This is a genomic window from Terrabacter lapilli (genome assembly GCF_039531305.1).
GTDB classification, from domain to species: domain Bacteria; phylum Actinomycetota; class Actinomycetes; order Actinomycetales; family Dermatophilaceae; genus Terrabacter; species Terrabacter lapilli.
This window is the reverse complement of the sequence record NZ_BAAAPU010000007.1, coordinates 499,221-518,372: the sequence shown is the minus strand read 5'-3', so window position 1 is coordinate 518,372 and position 19,152 is coordinate 499,221. Positions and strand designations below refer to the sequence as shown.

The 19,152-nt window shown below is 70.6% G+C and carries 17 protein-coding genes; 4 read left to right on the top strand and 13 right to left on the bottom strand.

The window, feature by feature from the left end; genetic code table 11:
- Positions 1 to 9 precede the first annotated feature (9 nt).
- On the top strand, positions 10 to 1,494 hold the full coding sequence (locus tag ABD241_RS10295; protein ID WP_344061557.1) for a DNA cytosine methyltransferase: 1,485 nt from the start codon (positions 10 to 12) through the stop codon (positions 1,492 to 1,494).
- A 53-nt stretch (positions 1,495 to 1,547) separates the two neighbouring features.
- On the opposite strand, the gene ABD241_RS10290 is transcribed toward ABD241_RS10295, so the two are convergent.
- From ABD241_RS10290 to ABD241_RS10275, 4 genes are read right to left on the bottom strand one after another with little or no spacing between them, the layout of a single operon-like run.
- A complete protein-coding gene (locus ABD241_RS10290) occupies positions 1,548 to 2,549 on the bottom strand; it encodes a glycoside hydrolase family 68 protein (RefSeq protein WP_344061554.1) in 1,002 nt (333 codons plus the stop codon).
- A gap of 3 nt (positions 2,550 to 2,552) precedes the next feature.
- On the bottom strand, positions 2,553 to 3,491 hold the full coding sequence (locus ABD241_RS10285; RefSeq protein ID WP_344061551.1) for a carbohydrate ABC transporter permease: 939 nt from the start codon (positions 3,489 to 3,491) through the stop codon (positions 2,553 to 2,555).
- Positions 3,488 to 4,459: a carbohydrate ABC transporter permease gene (locus ABD241_RS10280; protein WP_425580739.1), complete on the bottom strand. Its 972-nt coding sequence runs from the start codon at positions 4,457 to 4,459 to the stop codon at positions 3,488 to 3,490. The genes ABD241_RS10285 and ABD241_RS10280 overlap by 4 nt, the downstream gene beginning before the upstream one ends.
- A gap of 9 nt (positions 4,460 to 4,468) precedes the next feature.
- A complete protein-coding gene (locus ABD241_RS10275) occupies positions 4,469 to 5,764 on the bottom strand; it encodes an ABC transporter substrate-binding protein (protein ID WP_344061548.1) in 1,296 nt (431 codons plus the stop codon).
- A gap of 210 nt (positions 5,765 to 5,974) precedes the next feature.
- Here ABD241_RS10275 and ABD241_RS10270 point away from each other — a divergent pair, with 210 nt between their 5' ends.
- Positions 5,975 to 6,997: a LacI family DNA-binding transcriptional regulator gene (locus tag ABD241_RS10270; protein WP_344061545.1), complete on the top strand. Its 1,023-nt coding sequence runs from the start codon at positions 5,975 to 5,977 to the stop codon at positions 6,995 to 6,997.
- 10 nt (positions 6,998 to 7,007) lie between these two features.
- On the opposite strand, the gene ABD241_RS10265 is transcribed toward ABD241_RS10270, so the two are convergent.
- Both ABD241_RS10265 and ABD241_RS10260 read right to left on the bottom strand, forming a co-directional pair.
- A complete protein-coding gene (locus ABD241_RS10265; RefSeq protein WP_344061540.1) occupies positions 7,008 to 7,223 on the bottom strand; it encodes a type II toxin-antitoxin system antitoxin in 216 nt (71 codons plus the stop codon).
- Positions 7,220 to 8,104 carry an SPFH domain-containing protein gene (locus tag ABD241_RS10260; RefSeq protein ID WP_344061537.1) on the bottom strand — a complete coding sequence of 295 codons (885 nt, stop codon included), beginning with the start codon at positions 8,102 to 8,104 and terminating at the stop codon, positions 7,220 to 7,222. The genes ABD241_RS10265 and ABD241_RS10260 overlap by 4 nt, the downstream gene beginning before the upstream one ends.
- A gap of 113 nt (positions 8,105 to 8,217) precedes the next feature.
- Between ABD241_RS10260 and ABD241_RS10255 the strand changes: the two genes are divergently transcribed.
- Positions 8,218 to 11,037 carry a glycoside hydrolase family 38 N-terminal domain-containing protein gene (locus ABD241_RS10255; RefSeq protein WP_344061534.1) on the top strand — a complete coding sequence of 940 codons (2,820 nt, stop codon included), beginning with the start codon at positions 8,218 to 8,220 and terminating at the stop codon, positions 11,035 to 11,037.
- A 57-nt stretch (positions 11,038 to 11,094) separates the two neighbouring features.
- Here the strand turns inward: ABD241_RS10255 and ABD241_RS10250 are convergent, their stop codons facing one another.
- Genes ABD241_RS10250 through ABD241_RS10225 form a run of 6 tightly spaced genes read right to left on the bottom strand, consistent with a single transcriptional unit; the run spans position 11,095 to position 17,599 of the window.
- Positions 11,095 to 12,354, bottom strand: a complete 1,260-nt coding sequence (locus ABD241_RS10250; protein ID WP_344061531.1) for a CehA/McbA family metallohydrolase — start codon at positions 12,352 to 12,354, stop codon at positions 11,095 to 11,097.
- On the bottom strand, positions 12,351 to 13,430 hold the full coding sequence (locus tag ABD241_RS10245) for an ABC transporter ATP-binding protein (RefSeq protein WP_344061528.1): 1,080 nt from the start codon (positions 13,428 to 13,430) through the stop codon (positions 12,351 to 12,353). Before ABD241_RS10245 ends, ABD241_RS10250 begins: the two co-directional genes overlap by 4 nt.
- A complete protein-coding gene (locus ABD241_RS10240) occupies positions 13,430 to 14,305 on the bottom strand; it encodes an ABC transporter permease subunit (protein ID WP_344061525.1) in 876 nt (291 codons plus the stop codon). The genes ABD241_RS10245 and ABD241_RS10240 overlap by 1 nt, the downstream gene beginning before the upstream one ends.
- Positions 14,302 to 15,285 carry a carbohydrate ABC transporter permease gene (locus tag ABD241_RS10235; RefSeq protein ID WP_344061522.1) on the bottom strand — a complete coding sequence of 328 codons (984 nt, stop codon included), beginning with the start codon at positions 15,283 to 15,285 and terminating at the stop codon, positions 14,302 to 14,304. The genes ABD241_RS10240 and ABD241_RS10235 overlap by 4 nt, the downstream gene beginning before the upstream one ends.
- A gap of 43 nt (positions 15,286 to 15,328) precedes the next feature.
- On the bottom strand, positions 15,329 to 16,798 hold the full coding sequence (locus tag ABD241_RS10230; protein ID WP_344061519.1) for an extracellular solute-binding protein: 1,470 nt from the start codon (positions 16,796 to 16,798) through the stop codon (positions 15,329 to 15,331).
- Positions 16,799 to 16,846: 48 nt separating this feature from the next.
- Complete coding sequence (locus ABD241_RS10225) at positions 16,847 to 17,599, bottom strand: DeoR/GlpR family DNA-binding transcription regulator (RefSeq protein WP_344061516.1); 753 nt, start codon at positions 17,597 to 17,599, stop codon at positions 16,847 to 16,849.
- Between the two features lie 253 nt (positions 17,600 to 17,852).
- Here ABD241_RS10225 and ABD241_RS10220 point away from each other — a divergent pair, with 253 nt between their 5' ends.
- Complete coding sequence (locus ABD241_RS10220) at positions 17,853 to 18,089, top strand: hypothetical protein (protein WP_344061513.1); 237 nt, start codon at positions 17,853 to 17,855, stop codon at positions 18,087 to 18,089.
- A gap of 81 nt (positions 18,090 to 18,170) precedes the next feature.
- Here ABD241_RS10220 and ABD241_RS10215 read toward each other — a convergent pair whose 3' ends face one another.
- The gene (locus tag ABD241_RS10215) at positions 18,171 to 19,151 is read right to left on the bottom strand and encodes a cation diffusion facilitator family transporter (protein ID WP_344061510.1); all 981 of its coding nucleotides are present in this window, start codon (positions 19,149 to 19,151) and stop codon (positions 18,171 to 18,173) included.
- Position 19,152: the final 1 nt, after the last annotated feature.

The following is a 19,152-nucleotide window of genomic DNA, read 5'->3' as shown; positions in this document are numbered from 1 at the left end:
GAGCAGCGAGTGGACTCCATTCCGGTCATCGACCTCTTTGCGGGCCCAGGGGGACTCAATGAGGGCTTCTGCAGCCTCTTGCGACCTGACGGCGCGGCCGTCTTCTCGACGGCAGCTTCCATCGAGATGGACCCGGTCGCGTGCAGCACTCTGCGGTTGCGCGCCGCTGTACGACGCCTTCGAGGTTCCCAGCATGCTCTCGGGCGGTACAAATCCTTCCTGCGCGGAGAGCTTTCGTGGGAGAGCTTCTCGACTGACACCGAAGTTCGAACAGCTCTCGACGCGGCCGAGAAGGAAGTCCACGAGCTGGAACTCGGACCGGATCAGCGCGAGGAGGCTTCCAAGCTCATCCGGACGGCACTCAGCGAGAGGTCCGCCGCGGGCGGCATGTGGGTCCTCATCGGTGGGCCGCCCTGCCAGGCCTACTCACTAGTGGGGCGAGCGCGGCGAACCAATGACCCGAACTTCGAAGACGACGTCAAGCACTTCCTCTTCAAGGAGTACCTCGACATCATCACCGCGCACCGCCCCCCCGTCTTCGTGATGGAAAACGTCAAGGGGCTCCTTTCCCACACGCACCGCGGCGAACGACTCTTCTCGAGGATCTTGGACGACCTAGCCAACGCCGGCGACGGATACGAGGTCCGTTCCTTCGCCGTGAGCGACGACAGCACAGCACTCTTTCCCGGCTTGAGGCCAAGCGACTACGTCATCAGGGCGGAGCAGTACGGTGTACCGCAGAGACGTCACCGGGTGATCCTCCTCGGTGTGCGCAGCGACATCTCCGCCACGCGTTCGAAGGTGCTGCGGCCATCCCCAACGGCGACTGTCGAGCAAGCTATCGGCCACCTGCCCCGAGTGCGATCCCGCATCAGCCCCGCTCGCGACGACCGACTGGACACATGGAAGCAAGTGCGAGACAAGGGGCTCCGCATGGCCAAGGTGATCCGGGGTCACCGGCCGCCGCTGGCCGAGACCGGCTGGGCGCGAGGCGGGCCTGCACTCGGGCACGTCGAGGGGTCTCTCGAGCAGTGGCTGACGCGCGCCGAGGTCGAGACCGTGGTGCAACACGAGGCTCGCGGCCACATGGTCTTAGACCTGATGCGTTATGCCTACCTGTCGGCGAAGGCCATGACTGGCGAGGCTGTGAAGCTCGGGCAGTTGCCCGAGGCCTTGGTGCCTGAGCACGCCAACGCCAGACGCATCGACGCGCCCTTCAGCGACAGGTTCCGGGTCCAGACGTGGACTTCACCTAGCACAACGGTGACGTCCCATATTTCGAAGGACGGCCACTACTACATTCACCCAGATCCCGGGCAGATGCGCAGCCTGACGGTGCGAGAAGCCGCCCGGCTGCAGACCTTCCCCGACGACTACTTCTTCTGGGGCAACCGGACTCAGCAATATCACCAGGTGGGGAACGCGGTGCCGCCCTACCTCTCGCTGCAACTGGCGGAGGTAGTGGCCGGGATCCTTGGTGTGTCCGTTGCGTGATGCGTGACGGCTTCACCAAGCGTCCAGCGAACCGGCTTGCCGTTGAACTCGACTCAGCCGAGGTCAGCCGCGGGCCGTCCTGAGATGAGGGCCAGGTGGTCGCCGTCCCAGGTGACGGCATACGGGTCGGTGATCTCGCCGACGAAGGCGCCGTCGCGGTCGTGGACGAACGCGAGGAACTTCGTCTTCCCCCTCTCCCGGTCGGTGACGAACTTCCCGACGTAGAGCGACGGGTCCTCGATGACCTGGGCGCCGACGATGTCGTACGGCCCGAGCGGCCCCTCCGCCGGCGCGATCCACACCCCGCCCGTCACGCCGCCGGAGCGAGCCGCTTCCGGCATGTCCCCGACGAGGCAGTTGAAGAGCAGCACCTGCCGGCCGTCCACGACGAACGGCTGCATCACCTCGAGCTGGCCGAAGCCCTGCCCCGGAGAGCTTAGTGGCGGCCGCAGCTCCCACGTCTCCAGATCAGCAGACCACGCGTGCCCAACGACCCCGCGGTCCACCCGGTCGGCAGGATCTCCAGCCGGACCATCGACCGAACGCGCCGTGATCAGCATGTGCCACCCATCCCCAGAAGGATCAGCCAGCACCAACGGGTCGCGGAACGCCTCGTCGTGCCAGTTGCCCTCCGGCGGCGGCGCATACGTCTCGTAGAGCTCCCCGTCCGCCTGCAGCACCGGCCCGGGCGCCTTGTGCCACTCGTGGAGGTCGGTCGACACGGCATACCCGATGGACTGGCGGTTGGCGCCCGTCTCCGGCACGAGCGTCGAGCCGGTGTAGAACATGAACCAGCGCCCGTCCGGGTGCCGCACGACCGACCCGGTCCACGTCGCGAGGTCGTCGAACGCCGGCGCGTCCGAGCGCACGAGCGCGTCGGTGACCCGCTCCCACTTGACCAGGTCGCGCGAGACCGCGTGCCCGACCGAGGCCCGGTAGTGCCGGGCGTGCGGGTCGTGCAGCGCCCGCGACGCGTAGAGGAAGAACAGGTGGTAGAGCTCGCCGTCGTCGACGGTCCAGAAGTCCCACACCCACGCCTCGGGAAGCTTGAACACGAGTCAGCCTTTCACGCCGGATGAGGCGATGGAGTTGATGAACGATCGCTGGAAGGCGATGAAGAGGACCAGCACGGGCGCGGTGATCATCGACGCATACGCCATGATCTGCCCCCACGAGGTGTTGAGCTGCTTGAAGTAGTCGATCCCCACCATGACCGGCCGCAGCTCCTCCGACTGCACCGACATCAGCGGCCATAGGTACTGGTTCCACGTCGGCAGGAAGGTGAGGATCGCGACCGTCGCGACGGCCGGCCCCGACAGCGGCATGACGATGCTGCGGTAGATCCGGAACCACCCCGCGCCGTCGACCTTCGCCGCCTCGTCCAGCTCCTTCGGGATCGAGTCGAAGTACTGGTAGAAGAGGAAGATCGAGAAGGCGTTCGCGACGAACGGCACGATCTGCACCTGGTAGGTGTCGAGCCACCCCTCCGAGAAGCCGTCCGGCCCCAAGAAGGGCAGCTTGTTGACCCACCACAGCAGCGGCAGCGCGAGCGTCTCGAAGGGCACGATGAGCGTCGCGAGGATGACCGCGAGCACGATGCCCGCGCCGCGGAAGCCGATGCGCGACAGGGCGAACGCCGCCATCGAGTTGATCACGACCCCGAGCACCACCGTCGTCACCGTGATGACCACCGAGTTCGTCATGAACTGCGCGAACGGCACCCGCCCGAAGACCCCGCTGTAGTTGTCGAGCGACAGGTCCCCGATCGGCGCGAACGCCTTCCAGCTGCCGAGGTCGCCGAAGATCTGCAGGTCCGGCTTGAAGCTGCTGACGAACATGAAGAGCAGCGGCAGCCCGAAGACGAGGCACAGCACGAGCCGCAGCACCAGCCCCAGCAGAGGGCGTATGCCGTGTCGCCCGTCGCGGGGCCGGCGCGGTGCCGTCGGGGCGGGGTCGAGAGCGGTCGCGGTCGGGTCGAGGGCGGTCGTGGTGCTCATCGGGCGTCCTTGTCTCGGGTGAGGAAGCGCTGGACGAGGGTGACGGCCAGGACCAGCACGAAGAAGGCGAGCGAGATCGCCGACGCGTAGCCGGTCTGCTGCTGCTGGAAGCCGGTGCGCACCGCCATGAGCACGACCGTCGAGGTCGAGTCGAGCGGGCCGCCCTGGGTCATGATGTTGACCTGCGTGAAGAGCGCGAACGCCGAGATCGTGATCGTGATGAGGATGAAGGTCCGCGTCGCCCGCAGCCCCGGCCACGTGACGTAGCGGAACTTCTCCCACGCGCCGGCGCCGTCGAGCTCGGCCGCCTCGTAGAGCTCGCCCGGGATCGTCTGCAGCCCGGAGAGCCAGATGACCATGTGGAAGCCCATCGCCTGCCACGCCGACATGAGGATGATCGCGAGCAGCGCCGTCTTCGGGTCGCCGAGCCAGTCCGGGCCCTCGATGCCGAACTTGAGCAGCACCTGGTTGATGAGCCCGTTCTTCTGGTACATGAACAGCCACAGCATCGACACGACGACCATCGAGGTCACGACCGGCAGGAAGTAGACCGTCCGGAAGAAGTTGACCCCGCGCATCTTCACGTTGACGAGCAGCGCGAGCCCGAGGGCGCACGCCGACTGCACCGGCACGATGACCGCCGCGAAGATGATCGTGTTGCGCAGCGACGCCCAGAACGTCTCGTCCTCGAAGAGCCGCACGAAGTTGTCGACGCCGACGAACTGCGCCGGCCGCGGCGAGATGAGCCGGGCGTTCGTGAACGCCAGGCCGAAGGTCAGCCCGATCGGGACGAGCAGGAAGGTCACGAGCAGGACCGCCGCCGGCGCCAGCATGAGCAGCGCCACCGTGGTGGACGAGCGGCTCCCGCGGGACGGCATACGCTCCCGGCGCCGTGAGCGTGACCGCGAGGGCGACTGCGGCCCCGGCGCGCCGGTCGAGCTGCGCTCGGCTGCAGTGATGGTCGTCATGTCAGTGGCTCACTGGAAGTAGTTGTTGGACTTCTGGTTGGCGTCGATGTCCTTGACCGCCTGGTCCAGCGCCTGCTTCGGGTCCGCGCCGTTGAGGATGTCTTGCGCGGTCTTGGTGAACTCCGTCGCGATGAACGGGTAGCCCGGTGTGACCGGTCGCAGCACGGCGAACTTCTTGGCGTAGTCGAGGAAGAGCCGGTTCTCCCCGCCCTTCTCGAAGCCCTTGACCTGCGCTGCGGCCGCGTCGGTCGCCGGGATGTTGTTGGTGTCGCGGGCGACGCTGGCGACGTACTTGTCCTGCGCGGCGAACTTCATGTAGTCGAGCGCCCCGGCCCGGTCGGAGCAGTTCTGGCTGATGCCCCACTGCCACGAGCCGCCACCGATCTTCGGGCCGGTGCCGAGGTCCGGCGGCGGGAGGAAGAGCGTGTCCTTGCCGAAGGCCTTGCGGGCGTCGACCGCGGTCCACGTGCCGTTGTAGAGGATCGCCGACTTGCCGTTGATGAAGTCCTTGGCCGGGTCGGCGCCCGACTTGAGCGGGACGAGCCCGTTGGTGACGAGGCTGCGGAACCAGGTGGCCCACTCGACCGCCTTGGGGCCGTTGAGGACTCCCTCGGCGGACTTGTAGTCCTTGCGGTCGATGAGGTCGCCGCCGAAGCTCTGCAGCATCGGGGAGTACGCGTAGGGCCACCACTCGCCGGTGAAGCTCGTCGCGATGTCGAGCGGGTTCTGGAAGTCGCCGGAGGCCTTGATCTTCTTCAGGGCCGCGGTGAACTCGTCCCTGGTCCACGGCTTGTCGACCGTCGGGACGCGGATGCCGTACTTGTCGAGGATCGTCTTGCGGGTGACCATCACGAGCGCGACGTCGTAGTAGCCGTAGGAGTAGGTCTTGCCGTCGACCTTGCCGAGCACGCTCGGCAGGAACTTCGACAGCGTCTCGTCCATGCCGTCGAGCGGCGCGAGGTAGCCGGCCCAGGCCCAGTTCGGCACGTTGGGACCGTCGATGTCGAGGATGCACGGCAGCTTCTTGCTCGCCGCGGCAGCCACGACGGACTGGTTGTAGGAGTCCTGCGGGAAGGCCTGGACCTTGACCTTGTACTTGCTCTGGCTCGCGTTGTAGTCGTTGACGATCCTGGTGATCGCGGCGAGCTCGCCCTTGTTGCCGGCGTTGTGCGTCCACATCGTCAGCTCCCCGCCGCCGGAGGCGCTCGAGCTGCTGCCGCCCTTGCTGCAGGCGGCCAGGGAGAGGGGGAGCGCGGCCGCGAGCAGGCCGACGGCAAGGCGCGTGGTGGTCGAGGTGAGCTTCATCGGTTCCTCCGGGGGGGTCAGGTCAGCACCGCTGCTAAAACCTTTCAGCGCCGAAGGTAGCGGGGCCTCACCGCGCCGCGCAAGGGTTTGCTAAATCCTTTTCACCTGCGGAGACGCGACTGCCGTCGGCTACTCTGCGGTACGCTTCCGGCGGGCTCGTCACGGAGGCGGGCACCCGGCATACGCCGTCGACGACGCGAGGAGGGGCACGTGACGAAGCGGCCCACCCTCGCCGACGTCGCCGCGCGGGCCGGCCTGTCGAAGACGGCCGTCAGCCTCGTGCTCAACGACCGCCCGGGGTCACGCCTCTCGGCCGACGCGGTGGCGCGCATCCACGCGGCCGCGAGCGAGCTCGGCTACCGCCCCAACGCGCAGGCCCGCTCACTGCGGCTCGGCACGACGGGCACCATCGGCTTCATCTCCGACGACGTCACCGTCACCCGCTTCGCCTCGGCGATGATCCGCGGGCTGCTCGACGCGGCCGACGAGCGCGACCGCGGCGTGCTCATCGCCGAGACGTTCCAGCACCCCAAGCAGCTGCGCAAGGCGATGGAGGCCATGGCCGACCGCCAGGTCGACGGGCTCGTCTTCGGGGCCCTGGCCGCCCGCCTCATCGACCTGCCGCCGCTGCCCGACGGCATGCGCGCCGTCACCGTCAACTGCGTCAACCCCGAGGTTCCCGTCGCCGTGCTGCCCGACGAGGACGCTGCCGGGTATGCCGTCACCCGCCGGCTGCTCGACGCCGGCCACGGCGCGGGGCTCGGGATCATCGGCAACGCACCCGTCGCGCGGAGCGACCCGCGGGTCTCGGTGACGATCAGCCGCCGCTTCGACGGGATCGAGCGGGCGCTGCGGGAGGCGGGCGTCACGCCGGTCGCCGTGGAGGACATCGAGAAGTGGGAGCCGTGGAACGGCTACGACGCGACCAGGCGCGTCCTCGAGTCCGGCGCGCCGGTGACCGGGCTGCTCTGCCTCAACGACCGCGTCGCGTTCGGCGCCCACCAGGCGCTGACCGAGCGCGGGCTGCGCGTGCCCGACGACGTCTCCATCGCCTCCTTCGACGACGACGAGCTCGCCTCCTACCTGCGGCCGGGGCTCACGACCGCGCGGCTGCCCTACCAGGAGATGGGGCGGCAGGCCCTGGAGCTGCTGCTGGACCCGGAGGCGGCGACCGGCGAGCACCTCGTCGACATGCCGCTGCAGGGCCGCGGCTCGATCCGCTCGCTCGTCTGAGGAGTCGGCGTCAGTCGCCCGCCCCCGCGTCCTCCGTCGAACGGCGAGGACGGCCCCTCCGGGGCAGCGGGCCGGCGTGCTTGGGCATCCGTCCGGCCTCGGTGAGCGCGCGCCGGAGGACCAGCTCGGCCTGGGCGTTGACGCTGCGCAGCTCGTCGTCGGCCCAGCGCACCAGCGCGTCGTGCACCGCGGGGTCGAGGCGGAGCAGCACCTGGCGACGGCTCACGAGTAGAGCGACCCGGCGTTGACGACCGGCGACGGCGGCTGGTCGCCGCACAGCACGACGAGCAGGTTGCTGACCATCGCGGCCTTGCGCTCCTCGTCGAGGTCCACGATGTCGTGCTCGGCGAGCCGCGCGAGCGCCATCTCGACCATGCCGACCGCCCCCTCGACGATCCGGCTGCGCGCCGCGACGACCGCGTTGGCCTGCTGGCGCCGCAGCATCGCCTGGGCGATCTCCTGCGCATACGCCAGGTGCGAGATGCGCACTTCGACGATCTCGACCCCCGCCACCGCGACGCGCTGGGCGACCTCGGCCGCCAGCTCGCCGGCCACGACGTCGGTGGACCCGCGCAGCGAGGTGCCCTCACCCTCGGCGGCGTCATAGGGATGCGTGTTGGCGACGTGCCGAAGCGCCGACTCGGCCTGGACGGTGACGAAGTTGACGTAGTCGTCGACGGCATACGTCGAGCGGGCCGTGTCGGCCACCTGCCACACGACGATCGCGGAGATGTCGAGCGGGTTGCCGTCCGCGTCGTTGACCTTGAGCCGGTTCGTCTCGAAGTTGCGCACGCGGATGCTGACCTGGCGCCGGATCGTCAGCGGCAGCACCCACCAGAAGCCGGAGCGGCTCACCGTGCCGACGTAGCGGCCGAAGAACTGCACGACCTGCGTCTGCCCCGGCGGCACGACGACGAGCGCGCTGAGCACGAGCGCGGCCACGAGGATCGGCAGCCAGAGCCACCCGGTGCCGTGCGTGACGAGGTAGGCGATGGCGGCCGCGCAGACGGCGACGACGATGACGCCGAACCAGCCGTTGAGAGCGAGCGCGGGACGCTGCGTGATGTCGACGCGCGCACCCTGGTGACCGACGGGAACGGAGCTCATGACCCCTCCTGGACAAAGAAAGTGATAGCACCGGGATAGCACTTTTCGGAGCGTCGCGGAAGGGTGAGGTCGTAGCCCCCGCACCGAGTCCCGGGCTGACAGGATCGTGAGCCATGACCACGACGGTGTGGCTCGTCCCCCACACGCACTGGGACCGGGAGTGGTACGAGCCGTTCCAGCGCTTCCGCCTCCGGCTCGTCGACCTGATGGACGACGTCGTCGCCCGCGCCGAGGCCGAGCCCGACTTCCGCTTCACCATGGACGGCCAGATGGCCGCGGTCAACGACTACCTCGAGGTGCGGCCCGAGCAGACCGAGCGCGTGCGCGCCCTCGTCGCCCGCGGGCAGCTCGCCATCGGCCCGTGGCGCGTCCTCATGGACGAGTTCCTCTGCTCCGGCGAGACGATGATCCGCAACCTCGAGGTCGGGATGGCCGACGCCTGCCGCCTCGGGCCGGTCATGCCGATCGGCTACCTCCCCGACATGTTCGGCCACTGTGCCCAGATGCCGCAGATCCTGCGCCACGTCGGCATCGAGCAGGCCGTCGTCTACCGCGGCGTCCCCGCCGAGGTCGACCACCACGAGTTCTGGTGGCGCTCCCCCGACGGCACCGGCATCCGCACCGAGTTCCTCGCCAACAGCTACGGCAACGCCGCCGACGTCTTCGGCAGCGGAGCCGCCGGCGCCCGTCTCGAGGCGCGCCTGCGCACCCAGTCGAGTGCGTATGCCGCCGACTTCCTCGCGATGTACGGCACCGACCACGCCGCACCCCTCCCCTCCCTCATGGCCGAGGTCGCGGAGCTGCAGGCGGTCGAGGCCGGCCCGCGGGTCACCGTCGCCACCCTAAGCGAGTACCTCGCCGAGCCCCGCACACCGCAGGAGCAGCTGCGCACGGTCGACGGCGAGCTGCGCAGCCACGGCCGCGCCAACATCCTGCCCGGCGTGCTGTCGGTGCGCTGGCAGCTGAAGGAGGCTATGGCCCGCACCGAGCGCCTGCTGACGCGTTGGGCCGAGCCCTTCGCCGCCCTCTACCTGCCCACCCTGCCCTCCCACTACCTCTCGATGGCGTGGCGGCGGGTCATCGACTCCTCCTGCCACGACTCGGTCACCGGCTGCGGCGTCGACGAGACGGCCGTCCAGGTCCTCGCCCGGCTGCAGGAGGGAGAGCACGCCGCCCAGGCCGTGCGCGACCGCGCCCTCACGCTGGCAGCGGCCACCGCCCCGGCCGGCTCGCTCGTCGTCGCCAACCCGCTCCCGACCGAGCGCGACGACGTCGTCGACGTGACGGTGCCGGTGCCCGAGCACTGGGGCGCGGTCGGCTTCGAGCTGCCCGGCGGCCGGCTGGTGGCGGCCCAGGAGATCTCCCGGCCGGCGACGCAGCTGGCCCGCGAAGCGGTCCGGTCCGCGGACCTGCCCCGGCTCATGCACCGCGTCCACGACCGCGAGCTCTTCGGGCTGCAGGTCCGCGACATCGAGATCGATGCCCCCGGACGTCGCGTGACCTTCCGGCTCGCCGACCACGGCGACCCCGACTTCGACGCCATCGCCGCCGAGGCCCGCCTGCAGGAAGCCGCCGAGGCTGCGGAGACCGATGGGCCGGGTGCGATGTGGAAGGTCGTCACCGCGGACGAGCCGCGGCGGCGCCTGGCCGCCGCCGTGCCCGTCCCGCCACTCGGCTGGACCTCGGTCCGCGTCGCGCAGCTGACCGCGACGACCCCGACGGCTCCGACCGCACCCGCGGACGCGGCCGGGCCGGCGAGCGCGACCGGGCGACCCGGCATACGCCAGGGCGAACGCGTCCTCGACAACGGTCTGTTGCAGGTCCGCGTCGACGACGACGGCACGCTGACCGTCACGGCCGACGGCGTCACCCTCCGCGGGGTGGGGCGGCTGGTGGACGGCGGTGACCCCGGCGACTCCTACAACTACGCCCCGCCGTCGGGGGATGTCCTCGTCAGCACGCCGACGGCGGTGTCGGTGGCGCCCCTCGGCAGCGAGGGTCCCGTCACCGGGGCGCTGCGCGTCGACCGCCGCTACGAGCTGCCGACTGCGAGCAGCCTCGCCGGCCGCTCCCACACGACCGAGCCCACCGCGGTGTCCATGCACGTCGAGCTGCGCGCCGGCGAGCCCTTCGTCCGGCTGCGGCTCGACTGGCTCAACGTCACCCGCGACCACCGGCTGCGGCTCCACGTGCCGACCGCCGAGCCGGCCACCGTGTCGCACGCCCAGGGCCAGCTCGCCGTCGTGCAGCGCGGCCGCACTGCCGAGGCCGGTCCGGTCGGCGAGTACCCGATCCCGACCTTCCCCGCTGAGCGCTTCGTCGACGCCGGCGGAGTCGCGGTCCTCCTGGGCCGGACGGTCGAGTACGAGGTCGTCGACTCCCCGGACGGCGGCACCGAGATCGCCGTGACGGCGCTGCGCTCGATCGGCTACCTCAGCCGCAACGTCCACCCCTACCGGAGCGAGCCGGCCGGCCCCCAGCTGCCGACGCCTGACGCGCAGGCGGTCGGCCCCTGCCACCTGTCGCTGGCCGTGATGCCGCACCGGGGCTCGTGGGCCGCGGCGGAGGTCGCGGAGGCGGCCGAGGCCTACCTGCACCCCGTCGTCGTGACCCGCGGGGCGGGAGCCGCGGGTGGGCCGCTGCCGTCGGTCGAGGGCCTCAGCCTCGTCGGGGCCGGCGTCCAGCTCGTGTCGCTGCGGCGCCGTTCTGACACCGACACGGCCGTCGAGGTGCGTCTCGTCAACACCTCCGACCAGCCGACCGTCGCAGCGCTCGGCTCCGACGCCGTGCCGGTCCGGTCCGCTGCCCGCGTCGACGGTCTCGGCCGCGAGCTCGAGCAGCTGCCCACCGCAGAGGGCGCGGCCCGGATCCCGCTGCGGCCGTGGGAGATCGCCGCCGTACGCGTCGACGTGGCCGCGCCGCTGACACGCTGAGTGGGCGCGCGGCCGCTACCGCGGCCCGCGTGGGCGACCGTGCGTGACGCCGGAGCCTCAGCGGCAGAGGGCGTGCACCACGCGGCTGTCGTCCTCGAGCCAGCGCGGGCCCGGCTCCGCAGCCACCGAGACGCGGTCCCCGATGATGCGTCGGCGCGGCTGCCCGGGACCGGTCAGCATCAGCCCCTCGGCGTCCAGCGCCACCAGCCGGTCCCCGTCGCGCAGCAGCAGCGGTCCGTCCACGCCGGCACTGACCGCCGTGCGCCCGGCGCGCACCGCCCCCACGACGTCGTCGCCCTCGGCGAGCACCCACGTCGTCGGCGAGCCGGGCAGGTCGTCGCAGCCGTGCCGGTGGAAGTCGCTGCCGCCGATCGGGACCGTTTCCGGGGTGAGCAGCCACCACGCCAGCGGCGCTCCCCACGTCGGCACCTGCGCCCAGGACGAGTGCCACACCTCGGCCACCGGCGGCGAGTCCACCGGCAGCAGCCAGGCGCAGTCGCCTCCGAGCGGGTGGTTGACCGACATGACCCCGCCGCGCGCCCTCGCCCGCTCGCCCCAGGTCTCGGGCGGGCTGCGGAAGTCGACGAGGCCGACGTCGCCGAGGACGTTCGCGTGCCCCACGTCCCGGGTCACCTCCTGGCCCGGGACGAGCACGATGCCGTGCCGGCGCCCCGCCGTGGGCAGGTGGGGGTGGTGGCTCGTCGTGTTGTGGTCGGTCACCGCGAGGAAGTCGAGGCCGCGCGACGCGGCCAGGGCGGCGAGACCGCCGACGGGCAGCGACCCGTCGGAGTGGACGGTGTGGGAGTGGAAGTCGCCGGCCAGCCAGGCCATCCCGTCCACCGACGGCAGCTCGGCGCGTCCCGCTGACGCCCGCCGCACCTGGGAGCCGCCTGTTCCTGCGTCGGCCGGCGGCGGCTCCTCCGGCTCGGCCCGCCGGTGCTCCTCGACCACCGAGCCACCGACCACCGACACCGTGACCTCCATCGTCACGCCCTCCGCGGGGACCCGGTGCAGCCCGATGAGCACCGACCACGTCCCGGCCTCGACCGGCTGGGGCACGTAGCCCGGCGTCGCCCACCCCTGAGAGACGACGACGCGGCTACGTGCCCCGCCCGACCACCCCACGTATCCCTGCGGCCCCTCGAGACCGAGGTCGAGCACGCAACCCGGCTGGGCGGCATACGCAAGCTCGACCTGGATGGCGCCGACCTCGCGCGGTACGTCGAAGGAGAGCGCGCGGATCTGCTGCTCCGCCCGGTCGGCCGGGCGCCACTGCTGAACCAGGTGCAGCAGGGTCGTGGAGGTCACGGAGGTCATGGCGAGAGCAGCTCACCCTCCTCGTCGTAGACGAGCACCCGCCCCGCGACGGGGGCCACGCGCACCGCGGCGCCGGCCTCCGGCTCCGCCCCCTCGGGGACGACCGCCTGCACCCGCTGGCCGTCCCTCGTTTGCGCGGTGACGAGGACGCTGGCGCCGAGGTTCTCGGAGGTCTCCACCTCCCCCTCGAAGACGAGCGGCCCGTCGGCGTCCGTCCGGGCGTACTCCGGCCGGAAGGCCACGGTCACGACGCCGTCGGGCGCGTCGGCCGGGGCCCAGCCCGCGGCCACGGCGTCGACCGCCTCGAGGGCGCCGACGTGCAGCCGGCCGCCGAGGAGCTTGCCCACGAGCATGTTCATCGGCGTGGACCCGATGAAGTTGGCGACGAACGTGTTGGCCGGGCGACGGAAGATCTCCGACGGCGTGCCGAGCTGCCGGATCCGCCCGGCCTCCATGACGGCGATCTGGTCGGCCATCGCGAGCGCCTCGCTCTGGTCGTGCGTGACGAAGACCGTCGTGACGCCGAGGTCGCGCTGCAGCCGCTTGAGGAAGGTGCGCGCCTCGAGCCGCAGCCGGGCGTCGAGGTTGGACAGCGGCTCGTCGAGCAGGAAGACGCTCGGCTGGCACGCCATCGCCCGCGCCAGCGCCACCCGCTGCTGCTGGCCGCCCGAGAGCTCGCCCGGCCGCCGGTCCATCAGCCCCGAGAGGCCCAGGCCGTCACCCGTCTCGGTCGCCTTGGCGGTGCGTTCGGTCCGCGGGACCTTCTTGATCCGCAGCGGGTAGGCGATGTTGTCGGTCACCGACATGTGCGGGAAGAGGGCGTAGTCCTGGAAGACCATCGCCACGTTGCGATCCCCAGGGGAGAGCGAGGTGACGTCGCGGTCGCCGATGCCGATGCTCCCGCCCGTCGCGTCCTCGAGGCCGGCGATGGTGCGCAGCAGCGTCGTCTTGCCGCACCCCGACGGGCCGAGCAGGGCGAAGAACGACCCGTCCTCGATCGTCAGGTCCAGGCCGTCGATGGCGGTCACGTCTCCCGGGTAGACCTTGCTCAGGGCGTCGATGCGGATGCTGGCCATCAGCTCTTGATCCCTCCGTGGAACCGGAACCCGTAGCGCCGGCTGACGAACAGGTAGAGCGCCACCACCGGCAGCGCGTAGACGAGCGAGAACGCCGAGATGAGAGGGAGATTCGCCTGCCCGCCCTCGGAGTAGAACGTGTACATCACGACACCGGCCGGGATCTTCGCCGGGTCGCGCAGCAGGATGTAGGAGGTCAGGAAGTCGCTCCACACGTTGACGAGCGCCCACACCGCGATCGTCGCGAGACCCGGGCGCACGACCGGCAGCACGACGTGGCGCAGCACCTGGGTGGGGCTCGCCCCGAACACGCGTGCGCTCTCCTCGTACGACTTGGGCGTGCCGTCCATGAAGTCCTTGAGGATGAAGATCGCCGCCGGCAGCAGGCCACCGGTCAGCACGAGCACCACGCCGGAGCGGTCGTCGATGAGGTTGAGCTGGAACATCAGCTGGAAGATCGGCACCATCGCCGCGGTCCCGGTGACGATCGAGCTGAGCAGCAGCAGCCCGTAGAGGATCCCGTTGCGGCCCGGGATGCGCACCCGCGAGAGGGCGTATGCCGCGAGCGCCGCGAGCGCTGTCACCCCGAGCATCGTGCCCACCGCCAGGTAGACGGAGTTCTCGAGGGAGGAGAAGGCGTACGGGTTCTCCGAGAGCTTGCGGAAGTTGTCCAGCGTCCAGTCGGGCCAGCTGACGTTGAGCCCCGGCCTCGAGTCGAACGGGGCGGTGACGAGCCACAGCATCGGGAGCGCCCAGAAGGCGATGACGACGGCGAGGAACGCCACGAGCGCGAGGCGACCGACGACGGACCGGGCGCTCCTGGGCCTCCGCGGGCGCGGGGGGCCCTGGAGTCTCTGCAGGGTGCGGGTGCTCATCGGCGCTCCCGGAGCAGGCGGACGTAGAACAGCGCGATGACGAGGTTGATGACGAGCATGATGAACGAGATGGCCGAGCCGTAGCCGAGCTGGCCGCCGTAGAGGGCCTTGTTGTAGATGAAGACGGGCAGCGTCTCGCTCTCGTGGTTCGGCCCACCGGCGGTCAGCAGGTAGGGCGAGAAGTCGTTGAACGTCCAGAGGCTGATCAGCAGGGTGTTGGTCAGCACGTGGCCGCGGATGTGCGGCAGGACCACGTCGCGCAGCTGGGCGAACGTGCCGGCCCCGGCCAGGCGCGCGGACTCCAGCTGCGAGGGCGGCACCGCCCCGAGCGCGGCGGAGAAGAGCAGCATCGAGAAGGCCGTGCCACGCCAGGTGTTGAAGACGATGATCGAGCCCATCGGGTGCTCGAGCAGCCACTCGGTCCCCGGCGTGTGCAGCAGGGCGTTGAGCGTGCCGCCCTGGCCGGACAGGTAGGCGACCCAGAGGAACGCGACGATCGAGCTCGGCAGGATCCACGCCAGCAGCACGAGGGTCTCGATGCCGGCCCGCACCAGCTTCGGGACGCTGCGCATCGTCCAGGCCAGCGCGAAGCCGGCGCAGGTCTGGCCGATGACCGCCGACCCGAGGACGAAGAGCATCGTCAGCCACAGCGAGTTGCGGAAGTCCGGGTCGGCGATCGCCTCGCGGAAGTTGTCCAGTCCCACCAGCTGCGGCGATGCCGCCTGCAGGCCGGTCAGGCGGTAGTCGGTCGCGCCGAGGTAGACCGTCCAGACCGCCGGCACCACGAGGAAGGCCACCACGAGGATCAGCGCGGGCGCGACGAACAGGGCGGCGCGGTGGCGTCCGAGGCCCGCCGCGTCACCGCTCGTGGCCGAGCGCCGCGGTCCCGGCGGGCGCGGCGCCCTCCCTGCGGGGAGCGCGTCCGAGGACAGGGCCGCCTCGGACGACGCGCCCGAGCCGGAGGAGAGCGACGTGGTCACCGGGTGCCCGCCTCCCCCAGCCGAGGCGGGCACCCGATGATCCTCATGAGGAGGCCACCTTGTCCGCTCCGCCGACGGCCTTCTCGACCGCTGCGCCGTACGCCTTGGCCGCCTCCTCCACGCTCTTGCCGGAGACGATGTCGGCCGTCGCCTGCTGCAGCGCCTGGGAGACCTGCGGGTAGACGGCCAGGCCCGGGCGGTAGTGCGTGACCGGCAGCACCTTCTCGGAGATGAACGACAGCAGCGGGTCCTTGGCCAGCACCTTCGCGTTGACGTCCTGGCGGGCCGTCACCTTGGCCGAGCCGTGCAGGAGGGCGTTGATCGCGTCGGCCGAGCCGATGAACTGCATGAGCTCCCAGGCCTGCTGGGGGAACTTGGTGTTGGGGTTGAGGAAGTAGCCGCCACCGCCGGACATCGAGACCTGGTCGGTGCCGCCGACCCCGCTTCCCGGCTCACGAGCCGGGATGAAGGCCCACCCGACGTCCGTGTTGCGCGAGGCCATCGGGTCATCGCCCTTGTCGGGGTTGATGACCGAGCGCCAGAAGTAGTCGCCCTCGAGGAGGATGCCGACCTTGCCGTCGGCGAAGGCCGCGAAGGACTGGTCCCGTCCCTTGGCGGCCTGCTGGAAGTTCTTGTCCTCCAGACCCTGGTCGAGCAGCTGCTTGTAGAAGGTCAGGACCTCCCGGACGGCCTTGGTGTCGCCCTGCCACTTGCCGTCGGAGTAGATCTCGGCGCCGGCCCCGGCGAGCAGCGGCAGCACGCCCTGCATCGTCGTGGCCTCACCCATCGCGGTACCGGCATTGATCTGGACCGGGTCGACGCCCTGGATCGACTTGAGCTTGGCACCGGCGTCGACGATGTCCTGCCACGACTTGGGCTGCCAGTCGGCGGGCAGCCCCGCCTGGGCGAAGAGCTTCTTGTTGAAGTAGAGGACGCGGCCGTCGGTGCCGGCCGGGATGCCGTAGACCTTGTCCTCGAAGGACACGTTCGCCTGCACGGCCTTGGGAATCTGCGACCAGCCCTCCCACGACGTGACGTTCGCCCCCGCGACGTCGCTGAGCGGCTTGAGGTAGCCGGCTTGGGCGAACTCACCGACCCAGATGCCGTCCAGCGCCATGACGTCCGCGCCCGCGCGGCTCTTGAGGTCGAGGGCGACCTTGGTCTTGTACTGCTCGTCGTCCACACCGGACGGCTGGAAGGTGACCTTGACGTTGACGCCCTTGGCCTTCTGCTGCTTGGTGAACTGGGGGATGACGTAGTTGGCGTACCAGTCGGCCTCGTCCGCGTTCTTGCCGCCGGCGATCGAGTTCGAGGTGATCGTCAGCGTCACGTCCTTGGCGCCGGCGTTCTGCGACGGGCTGCTCGCGGTGGAGGAGCGGTCGCAGGCTGCCGCGCCGACGATGGCCAGGCTCGACACGAGGACGGCCAGGACCGTCCGCCGGGAAGTGCGGTGAGCTGCGGAGTACGCCGTGCGCGGGCCGGCTGCGGACGCTCGTGGTGTCGTGGGATTCATCGATCGGCTCCTTCTCTGGTGGGTCAGAGGTGGTGTTTCAGGCGACGTTCAGGCGATGAGCACCTCGGTGCCGCGCGACCGGGCGAGTTGAAGGGTCGGGTGGTCCTCGGGCGTGGTGGTGATCAGGGTCGAGACAGCGGAGAGGTCGCAGACCCGGATGGACCCCTGCCCCGGGAACTTCGTGTGGTCGGCGAGGAGGACGACGCGTCCGCCCACGTCGAGCAGCAGCCGCTTGGTGGGCACCTCGACCGACGTCGTGTCGAGGATCCAGCCGTGCGGGTCGATCCCGCTGGTCCCCAGGAAGACGGTCGCGGCGTGGACGCGCCTGAGCGCCTCCTCCGTGAGCGGTCCGACGAGGGAGTGGTACGCCCGGCGTACCGATCCGCCGACGAGGACGAGGTCGACCACCGGGTCCGCTCTCAGGATGTCGAGCACGGCGAGGCTGGGCGTGATGACGGTGATCGACCGGCCCCTCAGCTCGCGCGCCAGCGCACCGGTCGTCGTGCCGATGTCGAGGAGGACTGTGTCGCCGTCGCGCACGAGCGCGGCCGCACGCCTGGCGATGGCTCGCTTCTCGGCAGCCGACTCGTCGGCGACCACCTCGTACGGGCGGTCGATCTCGACGTCCGTCAGCGGCGCTGCGCCGCCGTGGACACGCATGACGAGACCGGCATCCGACAGCTCGGCGAGGTCACGCCGGATGGTGGCCGGGGACACCCCGAAGCGCGCGACAAGGTCCTGCACCGAGACCGCTCCGTCTCGTAGCACATCCGTGATTGCACGATGCCGCGCGTAACGCACGCTTGCACTGTTGCACAGAACTGATCGGAAATGAGCGTTGCTGCGCGCTTGGCTTTTTCCGGGTTGATCGTGGCGTCTATCCGTCGGCACAGCACTGTCGGTGGTCGACGTACGTTCGACAGATGGCCGACCTCTAGCACCATGCAAGCCAGGCAACCCGCTCCGACCCGGACGATCCGGGCTACGGTGGGCACAGCCTCACCTCGGGGCACATGCCCCCTCGCCCGCGAGGGGAGTTAGCTGGACTGCTGCGATGGATTCCCTCTCACCCGGCACGACCGCCTCCGACTCCAGTAGCCAGACGGCGTCCGAGCTCCACAACGCCTCTGTCGACGAGGACGCCGCGCTGCAGGGTGCGTGCGCACAGGTGCACCTGCCGACGGGGTCCATGTGCATCAAGCACCACGGCCACGAGGGCTCGTGCGACTTCGTCGGCCCCGGCGAGGCGGACGACCGCCTCGCCGAACGCAAGACCGCCGAAGACTGGTGACCTGAGCAGCTCGAACCCGAGGTCCCGCGCGGCGGAAGCCTGGCGACAGGAAAGTTGCTCGGCCCCGAAGGGCGACGACGTTCAGGTCGCCAGCGCGGCGACCTCGTCCGGGTCGAGGGCCGGGGCGTCCGTCCTCGACAGCGTGATCATCGCCAGCTCGACGAGCTCGCGCTCCTCGATCCCGTGCCCGAGCGCGGCCAGCCGGTTCGCGACCGTCGTCTCCGTGTCGTCGCCGGTGAGGTCCACCGCCGCCACGAGGAACACCCGGCCCGGTCCCACGAACTCGAGGTGCAGGAACGTCACCCGCTCGACCTCGCCGCTGCCCTGCAGGTCGTCGTACGCCTGCCGCCACAGCTCCGGCCGCACGGCCTGCCCCACGAGGAAGTCGCGGTTGCGCCCGATGAGGAAGATCGCCACCACCCCGAGCAGCAGCCCGACGAGGATCGAGCCGGCCGCGTCGTAGACCGCGTTCCCGGTCACCTGGTGCAGGAAGATGCCGAGCCCCGCGATCACCAGACCGACCAGCGCGGCGGCGTCCTCGGCGAAGACCGCCCGCAGCGTCGGGTTCGAGGTGTTGGCGACGAACCGCAGCGGGTGCAGCCCCCGCCGGCGCGCCTCCGCCCGGGTCTGCCGCGACGCCTGGAAGAACGACACCCCCTCGAGCACGAAGGCGACGCCGAGCACGACGTACGCCCAGAAGTACGACGTCTCGCCCTCCTCGTGGGTGAGCGCCGTGATCCCGTGCCACACCGACACGACGGCGCCGGCCCCGAAGAGCCCGAACGCCGCGAACATCGACCACACGTACGCCTCGCGCCCGTAGCCGAACGGGTGCGACGCGTCCCGCGGCTTGCCGGCGCGCCGCTCGGCGATGAGCAGGAAGATCTCGTTGCCCGCGTCCGCCCACGAGTGCGCCGCCTCCGCGACCATCGAGGCCGACCCGGTGATGACCGCGACGATCGACTTCGCCAGAGCGATGAGCGCGTTGGCGACCAACGCGACGATCACGGTGAGGAGGCTCTCGCCCTGCTGGCCCTGCTCGTCCTTCGCCGTGTCAGCCATG